This window comes from Bifidobacterium callitrichidarum, assembly GCF_003129905.1.
In the GTDB taxonomy this organism is placed as follows: domain Bacteria; phylum Actinomycetota; class Actinomycetes; order Actinomycetales; family Bifidobacteriaceae; genus Bifidobacterium; species Bifidobacterium callitrichidarum.
The window spans coordinates 1-16,264 of record NZ_QFFM01000019.1 but is presented as its reverse complement, the minus strand read 5'-3'; the positions used below and the strand labels follow the sequence as shown (position 1 = coordinate 16,264).

The window sequence follows — 16,264 nt, the reverse complement described above, 5'->3', positions numbered from 1 at the left end:
CGTATGACGAACCAACAGGGACGGCTGCGCACCCGCGCGGCCGTCTTTGCATGTGTGGCCGCGGTCGCGCTGATCGTCGATCAGCTCACCAAGGCCTGGGCCATGGCGGCACTGTCCGCCGGCCAAACCATCCGTATCATCCCCGGACTGCTGTCACTCACGCTCGTGCGCAATCCCGGTGCATCGTTGGGCATGGGATCGGGTGCCACGTGGGTGATCAGCCTGCTGGCCGTCGTGGCATGCGTGGCGCTGGCGGTATTCGGCGTGCGTACCGTATCCATGAAATGGACGGTCACGCTGTCCTTCGCATTCGCCGGCGCGTTCGGCAACCTCATCGACCGCGTGATGTACGCGGACGGATTCCTCAACGGCAAGGTGGTGGATTTCCTCAACTACGGCTGGTCTGTGGGCAATGTGGCGGATATCTACCTCGTGGTCGCCGGCGTGGTGCTGGTGCTGCTCATCCTGAAGGGCGAGCCGTTCAGTTCCAAGGATCTGGAAACGTCCAGTGACACCCCGGAGGCGGACGCCCAGCAATGAGTCGCATGGTTCCCGCCCCCGATGCCCTCGTGGGCAAGCGTTTCGATGTCGCCGTGGCCAAGATGCTCGGCATTTCCCGGTCCAAGGCCGCCGATCTCATCGATTCCGGCCAGGCTCGCGTATTAGGCCGTGACGTCGCCCGGTCCAGCACCTTGGCGGCGGGGGAGACCGTCGAATTCGATCTTGTCGAGGAACACTCCGAACCCGAACCCATCGCCAACGACATGGCCGTGGTCTACGAGGACGACGACATCGTCGTGGTGGACAAGCCGGTCGGTGTCGCCGCCCATGCATCCGTCGGCTGGACCGGTCCCACCGTGTTGGGCTCGCTGCGCGATCGCGGCGTGCATATCACCTCCTACGGCGCCGCCGGACGCGAAGGCATCGTCTCCCGCCTTGACGTGGGCACGTCCGGTCTCATGCTTGTATGCAAATCCGATCTGGCATACACCGAGATGCGCCGGCAGTTCGCCGAACATGAGGTCAAAAAGACCTACCACGCGCTCGTGCAGGGCTCATTGAAGCAGGACAAGGCCACCATCGAAGCGCCCATCGGCCGCGCCAAGGTCTCCGATTTTCGATTCTGCGTGACCCCGGCCGGCAAGCCCGCCGTGACCCATTGGGACGTTCTGGAGCGATTCGGCCACGAGGCCACGCTTGTCTCCGTGAACCTGGAGACCGGCCGCACGCATCAGATCCGCGTGCATTTCTCATCCATCGGGCATCCCCTGTGCGGCGACCCGATGTATGGCGCCAATCCGGTGCTTTCCGAGGCACTTGGTCTCGACCGCCAGTGGCTGCACGCCATGAAACTCGAATTCCGACACCCCCGCACCCGCGTGTGGACCACCGTGGAATCCCACTACCCGGCCGACCTCGCCCAGGCCCTCGCCACCATGCGAGCCCGCCACGCCGAGGCCGACGTCGCCCCGACCGATCCCGACATATCCGTCTCCGCTTTGGATGAAACGATTCTGGTCGACTAAGCGCTGCCAAGACCACAAGGTATGGTGGAACGCATGGCTGAAACCGGAAACTTCGTACATCTGCACAACCACACGCACTACTCGCTGCTGGACGGCGCCTCGAAGATTCCGGCGCTGGCCAAGCGTGCGGCGGAACTGGGCATGCCTGCCATCGGCATCACCGACCACGGTAACATGCACGGCGCGTACGAGATGTACACCAACTGCGTGGCCAACGGCGTCAAACCCATCATCGGCATCGAAGCCTATGTGACCCCGGAAACCGCGCGACAGGATAAGTCCCGCGTGCACTGGGGCACCGAAGCGCAGCGACGTGACGACGTCTCCGGCGGCGGTCTGATCACCCACATGACCATGTGGGCGGAGAACGATGAGGGACTGGTCAATCTCATCAAGGCGTCCTCCGTGGCCAATCTCGAGGGCCGTGTCATGCGTTACCCGCGTATGGATAAGGAGGTGCTTGCCACCTATTCGAAGGGTGTGATCGCGTCGTCGGGTTGCCCGTCGGGGATCATCCAGACCCGCTTGCGTCTGGGCCAGTTCGATGAGGCGCTGCGTGCGGCGGGCGAGTTCCAGGACATCTTCGGCAGAGACAACTTCTTCATCGAGCTCATGGACCATGGCCTCAAGATCGAGACCCAGGTCACGAAGGATTTGCTGGACATCGCCAAACGATTGAACGCGCCCCTGTTGGCGACGAATGATTCGCATTACGTGCATGCGGAGGATGCTGGCGCGCAGGATGCGATGCTGTGCATCAACTCGGGTTCCCGCCTGGATGATCCGGACCGGTTCAAGTTCGACGGCACGGGCTATTTCATCAAGACCGCGGACGAGATGCGCGACCTGTTCCGTGAGCTTCCCGAGGCGTGCGACAACACGCTGCGGATCGCGGAGCGTTGCAACGTGATGTTCGACGATCACGAGGACGGGGCGTTCATGCCGAAGTTCCCCTGCCCGGACGGGTGGGATGAGACGAGCCTGTTTTTGAAGAAGGTCGAGGAGGGCCTGGAGAAGCGATATGACGGGCATCCGCCCCTGGAGGTGTTGAAGCAGGCGGATTACGAGTGCGGCGTGATCTGCCAGATGCAGTTCTGCGGCTACTTCCTGGTGGTCGCGGATTACATCCAGTGGGCCAAGGACCATGGGATCATGGTGGGTCCTGGCCGTGGCTCGGCCGCAGGCGCGATGGTCGCGTACGCGATGGGCATCACGGAGTTGGATCCGTTGAAGCATGGTCTGATCTTCGAGAGGTTTTTGAACCCGGAGCGCGTCTCCTTGCCGGATATCGATGTGGATTTCGATCCGGAGGGCCGTGGCCGGGTGATCGAGTACTGCGGCGAGAAGTACGGCACGGACAAGGTCGCGCAGTGCGTGATTTACGGCACGATCAAGACCAAGCAGGCGTTGAAGGACTCCGCGCGCATCATGGGCTACGAGTTCTCCGTAGGCGAGAAGGTCACCAAGGCCCTGCCCCCGGCGGCCACGGGCGGCAAGGACATCAGCCTGCACGACATCTTCGACCCGACCGCGAAACGATACGCCGAGGCGCGTGAGTTCCGTGAGATGTACGAGTCCGATCCGGACGCGCGGCGCATCACCGACGAGGCCAAGGGCATCGAGGGCCTGATCCGCCAGACGGGTGTGCATGCCTGCGCCACGATCATGGGTAGCGCGCCCATCACGGACACGAGCCCTTTGTTGGAGCGTACCGACGGCACGATCACCACGACGTTCGAGTACCATACGTGCGAGACGCTGGGCCTGGTGAAGATGGACTTCCTGGGCCTGTCCAACTTGACGACCATCCATGACACGCTCAGGAACATCGAGGCGAACGGCAAGCCCGCCATCGACTACACCAAGATTCCGCTGGACGACAAGCCGACCTACGAGCTGCTGTCCCGTGGCGACACCCTGGGCGTGTTCCAGCTCGATTCCGACGGCATGCGCGCGCTGCTCAAGACGTTGAAGCCCGATAACTTCAACGATATCTCCGCACTGATCGCCCTGTACCGTCCGGGCCCGATGTCGATGGACTCGCACACCAACTACGCCAAGCGCAAGAACGGGTTGCAGAAGATTACGCCGATCCACCCCGAGCTCGAGGAACCGTTGAAGCAGGTGCTCGACGAGACGTACGGCCTGATCATCTACCAGGAGCAGGTGCAGTCCGCCGCGCGAATCCTGGCCGGCTATTCGTTGGGCAAGGCAGACGTGCTGCGTCGAGCCATGGGTAAGAAGAAGCCCGAGGTGCTGGCCAAGGAGAAGGTCCCGTTCTTCGCGGGCATGAAGGAGCATGGCTACTCCGAGGAGGCCGCCACCGCCGTGTGGGACATCCTGGTGCCGTTCTCCGGCTACGCCTTCAACAAGGCGCATTCCGCCGCCTACGGGCTCATCTCCTACTGGACCGCGTACTTGAAGACCCACTATCCGGTCGAGTTCATGGCGGCCCTGCTGCAGGGCGCGGCCACCAACAAGGACAAGACCGCGCTCTACCTGGGTGAGGCGCGCCGCATGGGCATCCAGGTGCTCTCCCCGGACGTCAACGAATCCGTGTACGAGTACTCCGCCGTCGGCGACGTGGTGCGCTTCGGCCTGGGCGCGATCCGTAACGTGGGCGCCAAGGCCGTGCAGGATATCATCGCCGAGCGCGAGGGCCCGCGCGGCAAGTTCGTGAACTTCATGGACTTCATCCGTCGCGTGCCGCTGACCGCGTTGAACAAACGTCTGGTGGAATCCCTGATCAAGGCCGGTGCGTTCGACTCCATCGACCCGAACCGCCGCGCCCTGTTCACCGTGCACGAGGCCGCCATCGACTCGGTCGTCAGCCTCAAACGCAAGCAGGCTGAAGGCCAGTTCGACCTGTTCTCCGATGACGAGGACGGGGGAGCCGAGGCCATGGGCGACGCCTCCGTCAGCGTGCCGGACATCGAGGAATGGGACAAGAAGACCAAACTCAACTTCGAACGCGAGATGCTCGGCCTGTACGTGTCCGATCATCCGTTGTCCGGCATGCAGTCCGTGCTCGCGTCATTGCGCGAAATGTCCATCGCGCACCTCATCGACCGGGCCAAGACCATGCCCGAAGGCCAACAGGTCACCTTGGCCGGCCTCGTGACCGGTGTGGACCGGCGCGTCTCCAAGAAAGGCAACCCATGGGCCATCGTCACCATCGAGGACATGGAAAGCAGCATCCAATGCATGTTCTTCGGCAAGGTGTACGAGGCGGCAGCCGCCGAACTCGCGCTTGATTCCGTGGTACAAATCCGCGGCCAGGTGGAACTGCGTGACGAGACCGTCTCCCTCCGGGCCACGGAGATGCAGGTGCCCACGCTGGAAGCCGAGGACGAGCGTCCGCTGGTCATCACGCTGCCGTCGGTGGCGCTCGACCGTCGCCGCATGATGGAGCTCGGACAGGTGCTTTCCAACCACCCCGGCTACTGCGAGGTGCATCTCGCGGTGATGGACGAGAAGGGCAACGCACAAGTCCTCACCTTCGGCGACCGGTTCCGCGTCAAGCGCGACACCTCCCTGTTCGCCGAAATCAAGATCCTCTTCGGCCCCAGCTGCCTGCCTGCTGCCTGAGCCGTTCATTTCCCGGAGATTGTGGCCTCCCGGAGATTGCGGCGTTGTTCCGGCTCCCCTCTCTGAGGGGAGCTGTCAGCGAAGCTGACTGAGGGGAGCCTGGCTTGGGGAGGATCCATCGCTACTACCATATCGAACCGTGACCAACACAGCAGAAGACGAGCAACGCTGGATAGCGGAGACGCTGGAACGACTCTCCCATTCGCAATTCCGCGCCAAATTCCAACTTGCGGACAAGGACCGCGCGTACGCCCGGGCCAAAGGCAAGGCGACCATCGACCGCCACGCGCACGAGATGCTGCATGACCGGGTCGGCGCCGCCGAACCGAAGAACGACGGTCGCCAGACCCCGTGGCGCGGACATCCGGTCTTCACCGCCCAACACGCCACCGCCACCTGCTGCCGCGGCTGCATCGAAAAATGGCATCACATCCCCAAAGGCCGTGAGCTGACCGATGATGAGGTGAACCGTCTCGCGGACCTCGTGATGGCATGGATTGAACGCGACCTTGTCAACCATCCCGTCCGCTAAACGAATCGTCGTGATTCTTTTCTCGGCTCCCCTTGTCGGGACATTGCCGTGAAGCAAACAGCGGAGCTGTTTGTAGGCGATGTGCGAGACGACAGTCGAGCCAACAAAACGCGAACGAAGTTCGTCCTAAATTGCAGGACGAGCTGTCGCCATAGGCGACTGAGGGGTAGTTCTGCAGGATTTCATGCAATGCTTCACATTGATATTCCAATCGACCAGTGACCTTCCCTCGTTCCGGGAGTAGCATGAAGGCGAACATTCGTTTTCCATGAACGAAAGGATCGTCATGAGCGAGCAGCAACTGGTTTCCCCCGAACTGACGTTGAACGACAAGGCGCATTCGGTGATTCCGCAGATTGGCTTTGGCACGTTCCAGATTCCCCCGGAGGATACGCAGCGAGCCGTCGAGGAGGCACTGGAGATCGGCTACCGCCACATCGACACCGCGGCCGCCTACTACAACGAGGAGCAGGTGGGCGACGCGCTCAAGGCCACCGGCATGGCCGGCAAGGTGTGGGTGACCACCAAGCTGCGCAACTGCGATCAGGGCTACGACTCCGCCATGGTGGCCTTCGAGGAGTCCCGCAGGAAGCTCAAGGTGGACGTCATCGACATGTACCTCATCCACTGGCCGTTCTCCGCCGCCGGCTTCTACAAGGAAACCTGGCGCGCGCTGCTCAAACTGCGCGATGAAGGCGCCATCCGCGTGCCCGGCGTGAGCAACTTCCTGCCCGAACATCTACGCGGCATCATCGAGGACTCCGGTGAGACTCCTGCGGTCAACCAGATCGAGGTTCATCCGCGCTACAACCAGCCTGGCAACCTCGCTTTCTGCAAGGCCCACGGCATCGTGGCCGAGGCATACAGCCCGCTCGGCCACGGCAAGGACATCGAATCCGATCCGGTCGTCAAGGCCGCCGAGGCCCACGGCGTCACGCCCGCACAGGTCGTGCTGCGCTGGCACACGCAGGAAGGTCGCATCATCATCCCGAAGTCCAAGCATGTCGAACGCATGAAGGCGAACCTCGCCAGCGCGTCCTTCGACCTGACGGACGCCGAACTCGCCGCCATCGATGCGCTCGACGACCCGCACGCCAACGTGAGCGCCGATCCGGCCACGTTCACCCACTCCCAGTCCTGGGCCGACCAGCACGTGCGCGGCAACATCTGATACTCCGATCGGGGCGGCTTCCCGTGAACAGGGGAGCCACCCCGCCCGGTAATGCGGTCGCACGTCCTTCGCATCCCTCGCAAAATCCATAAACCCCACACAACGCCGGCGTCTGCCCATGGCGCGCCGGCGAATAATGCGACAAGATGTCTGTCAAAAGGTTGACGCAATGTCAATGCATTCTCCAAAGGAGGAGTGTCATGTACTATTCCAACGGAAACTACGAGGCGTTCGCCCGTCCGAAGAAGCCGGCCGGCGTCGACGGCAAATCGGCCTACATCATCGGCACCGGACTCGCGGCCCTGTCCGCGGCCTGCTATCTGGTGCGTGACGGCCAGATGCCCGGCGACCGCATCCACATCCTCGAAAAGGACCCGGTGCCGGGCGGCGCATGCGATGGCGCCGAAATCCACGGCCTCGGCTACGTGATGCGCGGCGGACGCGAAATGGACAACCACTTCGAGGTGATGTGGGACCTGTTCCGCTCCATCCCCTCCATCGAGACCGAAGGCGTCTCCGTGCTGGACGAGTACTACTGGCTCAATAAGGAGGACCCAAACTACTCGCTGTGCCGCGCCACCAAGACCCAAGGCAAGGACGCCGGCACCAATGGCAAGTTCGGCCTGTCCGACAAAGCCTCCCAGGAGATCATGAAGCTTTTCTTCACCCCGGACGAGGAGCTCTACGACAAGCCCATCACCGACTTCTTCGACGACGAGGTCCTGAACTCCAACTTCTGGATGTACTGGCGCACCATGTTCGCGTTCGAAAATTGGCACTCCGCGCTCGAGATGAAGTTGTACATCAAGCGCTACATCCACCACATCGGCGGTTTGCCGGACTTCTCCGCCCTGCGCTTCACCCGCTACAACCAGTACGAGTCGATGATCCTGCCCATGGTCAAGTACCTCGAAGGCCACGGCGTCAAGTTCCACTACAACACGAAGGTCGAGAACGTCGAATTCGCCATCGGCGGGGGAGACGGCCCCAAGCGCGAGCACACCGGCGTGGGCCAGGACACCATCCTCAAGATCCAGGCCACCTCCGGCGTCTTCAAGCGCAACCCGTACTCCACCCCCACCAAGAAGCTCGCCGTGCGCCTCGACATCGATCATGAAGGCGAGAAATCCTCCATCGACCTGACCGAGAACGACCTCGTGTTCATCACCAACGGCGGCTGCGTGGAGAACTCCGCCATGGGCTCGCAGCACGCGCCGGCTCCGTGGAACCCGGACCTGAAGCCCGGCGGCGGTTGGGACATGTGGCGCAACATCGCCAAGCAGGACCCGAGCTTCGGCCACCCGGACAAGTTCTGCTCCGACCCGCAGGCCACCAAGTGGATGAGCGCCACCGTGACCACACTGGACAATGAGATCCCGCCCTACATCCAGCGCATCTGCAAGCGCGACCCGTTCACCGGCCATGTCGTGACCGGCGGCATCGTCACCGTCACCGACTCCAACTGGCTCATGAGCTGGACCCTCAACCGCCAGCAGCAGTTCCGCGACCAGCCCAAGGACCAGTTGTGCGTATGGGTCTACGGCCTGTTCCCGGACAAGCCCGGCAACTACGTCAAGAAGCCGATGACCGAATGCACCGGCGAGGAGATCTGCGAGGAGTGGCTCTACCACATGGGAGTCCCGACCGACAAGATCGAAGCGCTCGCCAAGAACCACGCCAACACCGTGCCGGTCATGATGCCGTACATCACCGCGTTCTTCATGCCGCGCGCCGCCGGCGACCGCCCGGATGTGGTGCCGGATGGTGCCGTGAACTTCGCGTTCCTCGGTCAGTTCGCCGAAACCCCGCGCGACACGATCTTCACCACCGAGTACTCGATGCGCACCGGCATGGAAGCGGTGTACACCCTGCTCGACGTGGACCGCGGTGTGCCGGAGGTGTGGGGCAGCGTCTACGACGTGCGCAACCTCCTCAACGCCACCGTCAAGCTGCGCGACGGGGCGCCGGTCACGGACATGAAGCTCAACTTCGTGGAAAAGGCCGTCCTCGGCAAGGTTCTCAAGAAGCTCGACGGCACCGACATCGCCACGCTGCTCAAGGAATACCACGTGATCTGATTTCGCGAGGCGTCGTATCGCCCGTGCCGTAGGCGGCGTGACACGCACCTTGGCTCCCCTCAGAGAGGGGAGCTGTCGTCGAAGACGACTGAGGGGAGCCGCAGATTGAATGAACCGCAGCTCCCCTCAGTCTCACTCCGTTCGACAGCTCCCCTCAGCGAGGGGAGCCAATGCCATCCGTCGGCATATCCGCCCTACCGCACGCCCCAGTCGTAACGCTGGGATTCGAGGCGCATGTAGGTGAACAGCTCAGTGCGGTCGATGCCGTCGATCTTGCGGATATGCCGGTTCACCAGCTCCAGCATGCTCTCGTCGTCCTCGGCGAAGATCTCCGCGAGAATGTCGAAGCGTCCGGCCGTGATGATCACGTAGTCGATCTGGTGGATCTCCTTGAGCTCACGCGCCACGTATTCGATGTCGCCGTTGACGGTGATGCCCACCATCGCCTGGCGTTTGAAACCCATGTCCATCGGATTGGTCACAGCGACGATCTGCATGATGCCGTCATCCAGCATCTTCTGCACGCGCAGGCGCACCGCCGCCTCGGACAGACCGATCTGCTTGCCGATCGACACGTACGACCGGCGGCCATCCTCCTGCAGCAGCGTCACGATCTTCTTGTTCGTCTCGTCCATCGACTGCGCGGTGGTGTCCGATGCCGTGCCTTCGGTGCCGTCCTTACTGCTTTTCGCCGCCGCCATGATCGCCGTCCTTGTCCTGATTGGTATGCATTCCTGTCTTCTGTGTCCCATTATGCCCGTTGGTGAAGTCGGAATGATTCGAAATCGTTAATTCGCGTGTCCTGGATCTGCGATTTTCGTATTATCTGTGGTTCACTATGTGACATATTTTCACTGGAGTATATGCCGCGCGGCTTCCGGCAAGTTGATGCCGGAAAATCAGTGCAAATATGCGATTTTCGTTATATGCAAACAAGGCTAACGCGCTTTTCGCATAATCTCCTGTTTTCATTGCGAAAAGAATCGCAATGTTCTGTTTACTTTATGGAAATCGCGGTCTTCTTCACTGACAGTTGTGATGGTACGAGCCGAAAAGTAAGGAGACGCGATGAGCAAGACCCAACCATTGGTGGCACGCGACCCTGAAGTCGAATCAAGGGAATCCGGACTGACGATCAACCGTGCGTTCAAGGTGTTCCAATCCTCCGAAGGCAAGGAAGTCAAGGCCATCAACGACGTGAGCCTGGCCATCCGCCAGGGCGAGTTCTTCATCCTGCTCGGTCCCTCCGGCTGCGGCAAGACCACGCTCCTACGCTCCATCGCCGGTCTCGAAAGCCTCGACGCCGGCGAGATCTACCTGGGCGACCAGCGCATCGACCAACTACCGCCGTACGACCGTCCGGTCAACACCGTCTTCCAAAGCTACGCACTGTTCCCGCATCTGACGGTGGCGCAGAACGTGGCGTTCGGCCTCGAAATGGAGAAGAAGCCGAAGGCTGAAATCGCCAAAACCGTGCAGGAAATGCTCGATCTCGTCCATCTCGGCGAATTCGGCGGCCGCAAGCCCCATCAGCTCTCCGGCGGTCAGCAGCAGCGCGTGGCACTCGCCCGGTCGCTCGCCAAACGCCCCAAGGTACTGCTGCTTGACGAATCCCTTTCCGCCCTCGACTTCAAGCTCCGCCGCCAGATGCAGGTGGAACTGAAGCGCATCCAACGCGAGACCGGCATCACCTTCGTGTTCGTGACCCACGATCAGGAGGAGGCCCTCTCGATGGGCGACCACATCGCAGTCTTCTCCAAAGGCCGACCCGAACAGGTGGGCACGCCGGAGGAGATCTACAACGAACCCGCCAACCGTTTCGTGGCCGACTTCATCGGCGACATCAACTTCGTGGACGCGGTCAAAAGCGCGGACGGCGAAATCACCGTGGAAGGCGTGCCCTTCCGCGTGAAGCAGGACATCTCCGATCTCCCGATGGACGCCGAAGTGAGTGCCGCCATCCGTCCCGAACGCATCACCCTGACCGCCCCGCGCGAATCCGCGCTCACCGGCACGGTCGAAACGCTCATGTTCATGGGAGCCGACGTGCGCTGCGAGGTCCGGCTCACGGACGGCACCAAACTCCTCGTCCGACTCTCGCCCCCGTACGACACGGCCGTGCTGCACGAAGGCGCCACGGTGTCAGTGGAGGTCGAGGCCGCACACATGAGGGTGGTGGAACGATGAGTGCCGCCGACCGCAAAACCGAGGCGCGCGAGGAACGGGTGGACGTCCCCGCCGCAAAGACCTCCGCATGGAGCCGCTGGTTCGGCTCGCCCCACGCCGCCAAACCCGGCATGCTGAACCGTCTCTACTCCCTGCCGTCCATCATCATCGGACTGCTGTTCACGCTTGGGCCGATCGGCGTCATCATCGCCTTCTCCTTCATGAGCCGGCCGGACATGGGCGGCGGCGTGGTCTTCAAATTCTCCACCGACGCCTACGAAAAACTGCTGTTCCGCCACGACTTCTTCGGCAACCGTTCCTTCGACGCCCGCTACCTGCAGGTATTCGGCACATCGCTCTGGCAGGCGCTGCTCACCACCGTGATCTGCGTGGCGCTTGCCTTCCCAATCGCGCTGTGGATGTCCATGAAAAGCGCCAAGATCCAGCAGATCCTCGTACTGCTGGTCACCATCCCGTTCTGGACGAACCTGCTGGTGCGCACCTATGCGTGGATGCTCATCCTCAACGAGAACGGCCCGATCAATTGGGCGTTGCGGCTGCTCGGCATCGGCTCGCAGCAGATGCTGTACACCTCGTTCGCCTCCGTGATCGGCCTGATCTACACGTTCCTGCCGTTCGCCATCCTGCCCATGTATTCGGCCCTGTCCGGATTCGACTTCCGGCTGGTCGAGGCGGCCTATGATCTCGGTGCGCACAAGCTCACCGTCATGCGCCGCGTGATTTTCCGCGCCGCCATGCCCGGCGTGATGAGCGGCATCGCCCTGTGCTTCATCCCCGCGTTCGGTTCATACGTGCAGCCGGTGCTTCTCGGCGGCGGCCGCGTGCTCATGGTCGGCAACCTCATCGCCTCCCAATTCGCGGAGGCTCGCAACTGGCCGTTCGGCGCCGCACTGTCCACGGTGATCCTGGCGGTGACGCTGTTCGGCGCACTGGTCGCCTCCATCCTTGGCAGCCGCGCTTCCCGGAAGGCAGGTGAATGACGATGACCGTGATGCATGACGATACCGACCCGAACAAGGTGCGCTACGGCAACGCCGGCGAATTCGGCGCCTTGGTGGCCAAGACCGAACGGGAGCGCGGGGAAGCGCAGGACGTGCCCGGCGTGCGCATGCCCGCCGACCTGGAACGCAAGCAGCCCGACCGCATGTGGAGCACGCGCCGTTCCGGCAAGCAGGGCAACACCCTCAAGCGATTCCCGATGGTCGGATTCGTGAGCGTGGCCGTGCTCGCGTTCCTCTACGTGCCGATGGTGATCGTGGTGTTCTTCTCCTTCAACGGCGGCAAACAGGCACTCCTGTGGCAGGGATTCTCGCTGCGCTGGTACGGCGAGGTATTCACCAACGGCGCCATCATCAACGCCACCGAAACCTCGCTGCTCGTGGCCGTGATCGCCACCGTGCTCTCCACGGCGCTGGGCGTGCTCTACGTACTGGCCGTGGATCATATGTCCCGGGCCGGCTCGGCGCTCGCCTCCATGCTGATCAACGCCTCCATGCTCATCCCCGAGATCGTGCTCGGCGTGGCCACCATGGCGTTCATCAGGCTCATCGGACTCGCTCCCGGATTCGTGCCGCTGGTGCTCGCGCACACCACGTTCTGCATCCCGTTCGTGGTGATGCCGATCCGGGCAAGACTGGCGACCATCGACCATGCCTGCTTCGAGGCCGCCGAGGATCTGGGGGCCTCCGGACCCGTCACCGTGTTCCGTGTGACGTTGCCGCTGCTGGTGCCCGGCATCGTGTCCGGTGCGCTGATGGCGTTCGTGGTTTCGATGGACGACTTCATGATCTCGAACTTCCTGACCACGGCCGGCACCACCACGCTGCCGATCTATATATTCTCCCTGATCCGTAAGGGCGTGAACCCCAGCGTGAACGTGGTGGCCTCGCTGCTGCTCTTGCTGGCCGTCGTGGTCACGGTCACCTCCACGCTGCTGACGAACCGCAAATCGAAGTGAGGCGCATGATGACGAATACGAGACATCCACAGCATGATGCGATGCGAATCCTGATGCGGCGTGGCTGCGCCTGCATCCTGGCCGGAACCATGGTGTGCGGGATCGGCGCCTGCTCGGGCGGCGTCAGCGACGTGGCCTCCGGGCCGGCGGTCAGCGCGGTCGCCCCCTACCGCGCGGCCGCCGGCGGCGAACTGCACGTCTACACATGGGCCGGCTACATGCCGGACAGCGTGATCAAGGCTTTCGAAAAGGACACCGGCATCTCCCTGACCGTGGACACCTTCGACAGCAACGAGGCGTTGGAAGCCAAGCTGCAGTCCACCGGCGGCGAGGGGTACGACATCGTGATGCCCAGTGATTACATGGTCGAACAGCTCATCCATGAAAAACTGCTCATGAAATTCGGTGTCAGCACGCTGCCGAACGCCAAGAACATCAAAACCGAGTTCCGCAACCCCTATTACGACAAGAAAATGGAGTATTCGGCCCCCTACATCGTCAGTTACACAGGCATCGTCTACGATGCCAAGGCGATTCCCGCGTCGGATGCACCTACGTCTTGGAACGATTTCTTCCATCCCAAGGCCTCATGGGGCAAGACCCAGCTGCTCGGCGACCAGATCGAAGTGGTGAACGCCGCCCTGCGTGCCGTCGGGGCCGACCAGTGCGCCACCGATCCGCAGGATTACCAGGACGCGGCCAACCTGCTGGAGAGGTACAAGTCAAAGCTAGGTGTCATGAGTTCCGAGGGGGTGGCGGACCGGCTCGCTTCCGGCGAACAGAAGGTCGGCATGGCATGGAGTTACGACGCCTATCAGGCCATGGCGAGCAATCCCGACCTGAAATTCGTGTTCCCCTCGGACGGGGCGAACAAGTTCGTGGACAATGTGGCCATCTCGCGAGGTGCCAAGAACGTGGCTCAGGCCAAGACGTTCATCAATTGGATGCTTGACCCGGCCAACAAGACCACGGTGGAACAGAATGCCGGCGCCGGTAGCGTGCTGAAGGGCGGTGACGAGCTGCTGCCCGCCGCGATGCGCAAATTCAACGTGGTGGTGCCCTCCGCCGAGGAGGAGAAGCACGCCATCCTGGAAAAGCGTTGCTCGAACAAACTCAATGACAACTACACCATGATGTTCGAGGACTTCCGCAACTAGTGCAAACATTGGCTCCCTTCCTCCGAGGGGAGCCTTTTTCATGCCTGTTTTCATATTATCCAACGGTTTTCGCAACACTCACGCAACATTGGTTTGTAAATCGTGGAATATTGAGTTAATAGCTACGAAATAAATAGGTGATTACCTAAAGATGTCGAGAAAAACGCAGGTTGAACTTACGGTTCATGCGAAATCCTGAATCGCAACCAACCAATCACTGAAGAATCCAAGGAGCGACACCATGGCGGCTACCATCGATGAAACCAGAATCAAGGAACTGACCGCGAAGGAAGGCGACAAGCTCAACGCCAAGCTCGGCAAGTCCCGTGAAATGTACGAGCGTGCCTGCAAGCACCTGTGCAACGGCGTCGCCTCCTCCTACCAGCTGCGCGATCCGTGGCCGATCTACGTGGATCGCGGCCAGGGTGCCAAGATGTGGGACGTGGACGGCAACGAATACTACGATTTCAACAACGGTTTCGGCGCCATGCTCCAGGGCCACGCCAATCCGATCATCGCCGAGGCCGTCAACGACCGCTTCTCCAAGGGTTCGCATTTCGCCATGCCCGACTGGGACGACGTGGTGGTGGCCGAGGAGCTCGCCGAACGTTTCGGTCTGCCGAAGTGGCGCTTCAACAACTCCGGTTCCGAGTCCACGATGGATGCCATCCGCATCGCCCGCGCCTACACGCACCGCGACCACATCATGAAGATCTTCGGTTCCTACCACGGCCACCATGACGCCGTGATGATCTCCATCTCCGAGGACTACAACAACATCGGCGACCGCTACCACCTGAAGTCCCTGCCGTACGGCGCGGGCATCCCGAAGGCCACCGTGGAGCTCACCGTGCCGGTGCCGTTCAACGACCTCGACGCCCTTGAGCACCGCGTCAAGGAAATGGAGGAGGAGGGCAACCCGCCCGCCTGCCTCATCATGGAAGCCTGTCTGATGAACATGTCCATCGTGCCGCCCGAGCCCGGATACCTGGAAGGTGTGCGCGAACTGACCAAGAAGCACGGTATCGTGCTCATCTTCGATGAAGTCAAGACCGGTCTGACCGTGGGCCCCGGCGGTGCCACCAAGCTGTTCGGCGTGACCCCGGACATGGTGACCATCGCCAAGTCCCTGGCTGGCGGCCTGCCTTCCGGCGCGATCGGCGGCACCGACGAGGTCATGCACGTGGTCGAGGACGGCGAGGTCTATCAGGTCGGTACGTTCTCCGGCAACCCGCTGTCCATGGCGGCCGCCCGCGCCAGCCTGGAGAAGGTGCTCACGCCCGAAGCCTACGAGCATCTCGACCACATGAACCAGCGTCTGATGGACGGCTGCCGGGCGATCATCAAGAAGTACGACTTCCCCGGTTACGCCCAGGGCTTCGGAGCCAAGGGCTGCGTGACGTTCTCCCCGCACAAGATCACCGACTACGTGAGCTTCCGCAAGGGACAGAACGCGGCGCTCAACCAGCTCGCCTGGCTCTACGAGGCGAACCGAGGCATCTACATGGCCCCGGGCCGCGAGGAGGAATGGACGCTGTCCGTGGCGCACGACGACAAGGCCTGCGATACCTACCTCGCCGCATTCGAGGAGATGGCGCACGATCTGACCGCCTGATCGACTCCGTCGGTTTTCTGACGATCGGTCCCGCAGTGTGAGGCATGAACAACGGCGTTCATGCCTCACACTTTTTTGATGGAACGGGGAGCAAGTGTCCGGTGGATGAATGCCGGTTGAGGTCGGACTGAATTCTTCCGACACGCCGTTGAACAATGAATGTTGATGCATCGGGGCCGGGGTTGAGAGGCTTATTCTGTCTGTAGAACAGCGTTGTGGGCTGTTTGCGACACGCCGAGGGAGCCTTGCTATGAAGCGGTTTTCCCTCGTTTTGGCATGCCTCGATTTGCGTGTTGGTTGTGTTGCGTGTAAGTTATTCACCTGTTGCCGCTCAGCACGGCGGGTTTCCTTCCCTTGGTTGGTTGGCTGCCTGTTGGTGTGGTGGTGGTTTGAGAACTCAAGAGCGTGTTTGTACTACTTCTTTATAGTCAATGATTGCCAGTGCGTCCCAAG

General features: G+C 61.8%; 12 protein-coding genes. 11 read left to right on the top strand and 1 reads right to left on the bottom strand.

Annotated elements, in window-relative coordinates:
* The first annotated feature begins 3 nt into the window (after positions 1-3).
* From lspA to DF196_RS09215, 6 genes are all read left to right on the top strand, one after another.
* Positions 4-540, top strand: a complete 537-nt coding sequence (lspA, locus tag DF196_RS09240) for a signal peptidase II (RefSeq protein WP_109057546.1) — start codon at positions 4-6, stop codon at positions 538-540.
* Positions 537-1,526, top strand: a complete 990-nt coding sequence (locus DF196_RS09235; protein ID WP_109057545.1) for an RluA family pseudouridine synthase — start codon at positions 537-539, stop codon at positions 1,524-1,526. Before lspA ends, DF196_RS09235 begins: the two co-directional genes overlap by 4 nt.
* 33 nt (positions 1,527-1,559) lie before the next feature.
* On the top strand, positions 1,560-5,114 hold the full coding sequence (gene dnaE, locus DF196_RS09230) for a DNA polymerase III subunit alpha (protein WP_170115036.1): 3,555 nt from the start codon (positions 1,560-1,562) through the stop codon (positions 5,112-5,114).
* A 139-nt stretch (positions 5,115-5,253) separates the two neighbouring features.
* Positions 5,254-5,646: a DUF4186 domain-containing protein gene (locus DF196_RS09225; protein WP_109057543.1), complete on the top strand. Its 393-nt coding sequence runs from the start codon at positions 5,254-5,256 to the stop codon at positions 5,644-5,646.
* Positions 5,647-5,932: 286 nt separating this feature from the next.
* Complete coding sequence (locus DF196_RS09220) at positions 5,933-6,817, top strand: aldo/keto reductase (RefSeq protein ID WP_170115035.1); 885 nt, start codon at positions 5,933-5,935, stop codon at positions 6,815-6,817.
* A gap of 200 nt (positions 6,818-7,017) precedes the next feature.
* Positions 7,018-8,895: an oleate hydratase gene (locus DF196_RS09215; protein ID WP_109057541.1), complete on the top strand. Its 1,878-nt coding sequence runs from the start codon at positions 7,018-7,020 to the stop codon at positions 8,893-8,895.
* A gap of 194 nt (positions 8,896-9,089) precedes the next feature.
* Here the strand turns inward: DF196_RS09215 and DF196_RS09210 are convergent, their stop codons facing one another.
* A complete protein-coding gene (locus tag DF196_RS09210; protein WP_109057540.1) occupies positions 9,090-9,596 on the bottom strand; it encodes an Lrp/AsnC family transcriptional regulator in 507 nt (168 codons plus the stop codon).
* 367 nt (positions 9,597-9,963) lie between these two features.
* On the opposite strand from DF196_RS09210, the gene DF196_RS09205 reads away from it, so the two are divergent.
* The 5 genes from DF196_RS09205 to DF196_RS09185 all read left to right on the top strand — a co-directional run bounded on the left by DF196_RS09205 (position 9,964) and on the right by DF196_RS09185 (position 15,811).
* Positions 9,964-11,082, top strand: a complete 1,119-nt coding sequence (locus DF196_RS09205) for an ABC transporter ATP-binding protein (RefSeq protein WP_109057539.1) — start codon at positions 9,964-9,966, stop codon at positions 11,080-11,082.
* Complete coding sequence (locus DF196_RS09200; RefSeq protein WP_109057538.1) at positions 11,079-12,062, top strand: ABC transporter permease; 984 nt, start codon at positions 11,079-11,081, stop codon at positions 12,060-12,062. The genes DF196_RS09205 and DF196_RS09200 overlap by 4 nt, the downstream gene beginning before the upstream one ends.
* Complete coding sequence (locus DF196_RS09195; protein WP_109057537.1) at positions 12,059-13,039, top strand: ABC transporter permease; 981 nt, start codon at positions 12,059-12,061, stop codon at positions 13,037-13,039. Before DF196_RS09200 ends, DF196_RS09195 begins: the two co-directional genes overlap by 4 nt.
* Positions 13,040-13,080: 41 nt before the next feature.
* On the top strand, positions 13,081-14,196 hold the full coding sequence (locus DF196_RS09190; protein ID WP_158276307.1) for an ABC transporter substrate-binding protein: 1,116 nt from the start codon (positions 13,081-13,083) through the stop codon (positions 14,194-14,196).
* Between the two features lie 241 nt (positions 14,197-14,437).
* Positions 14,438-15,811, top strand: coding sequence for an aspartate aminotransferase family protein (locus DF196_RS09185; RefSeq protein WP_109057535.1), 1,374 nt, complete (start codon positions 14,438-14,440; stop codon positions 15,809-15,811).
* The last annotated feature ends 453 nt before the right edge of the window (positions 15,812-16,264 follow it).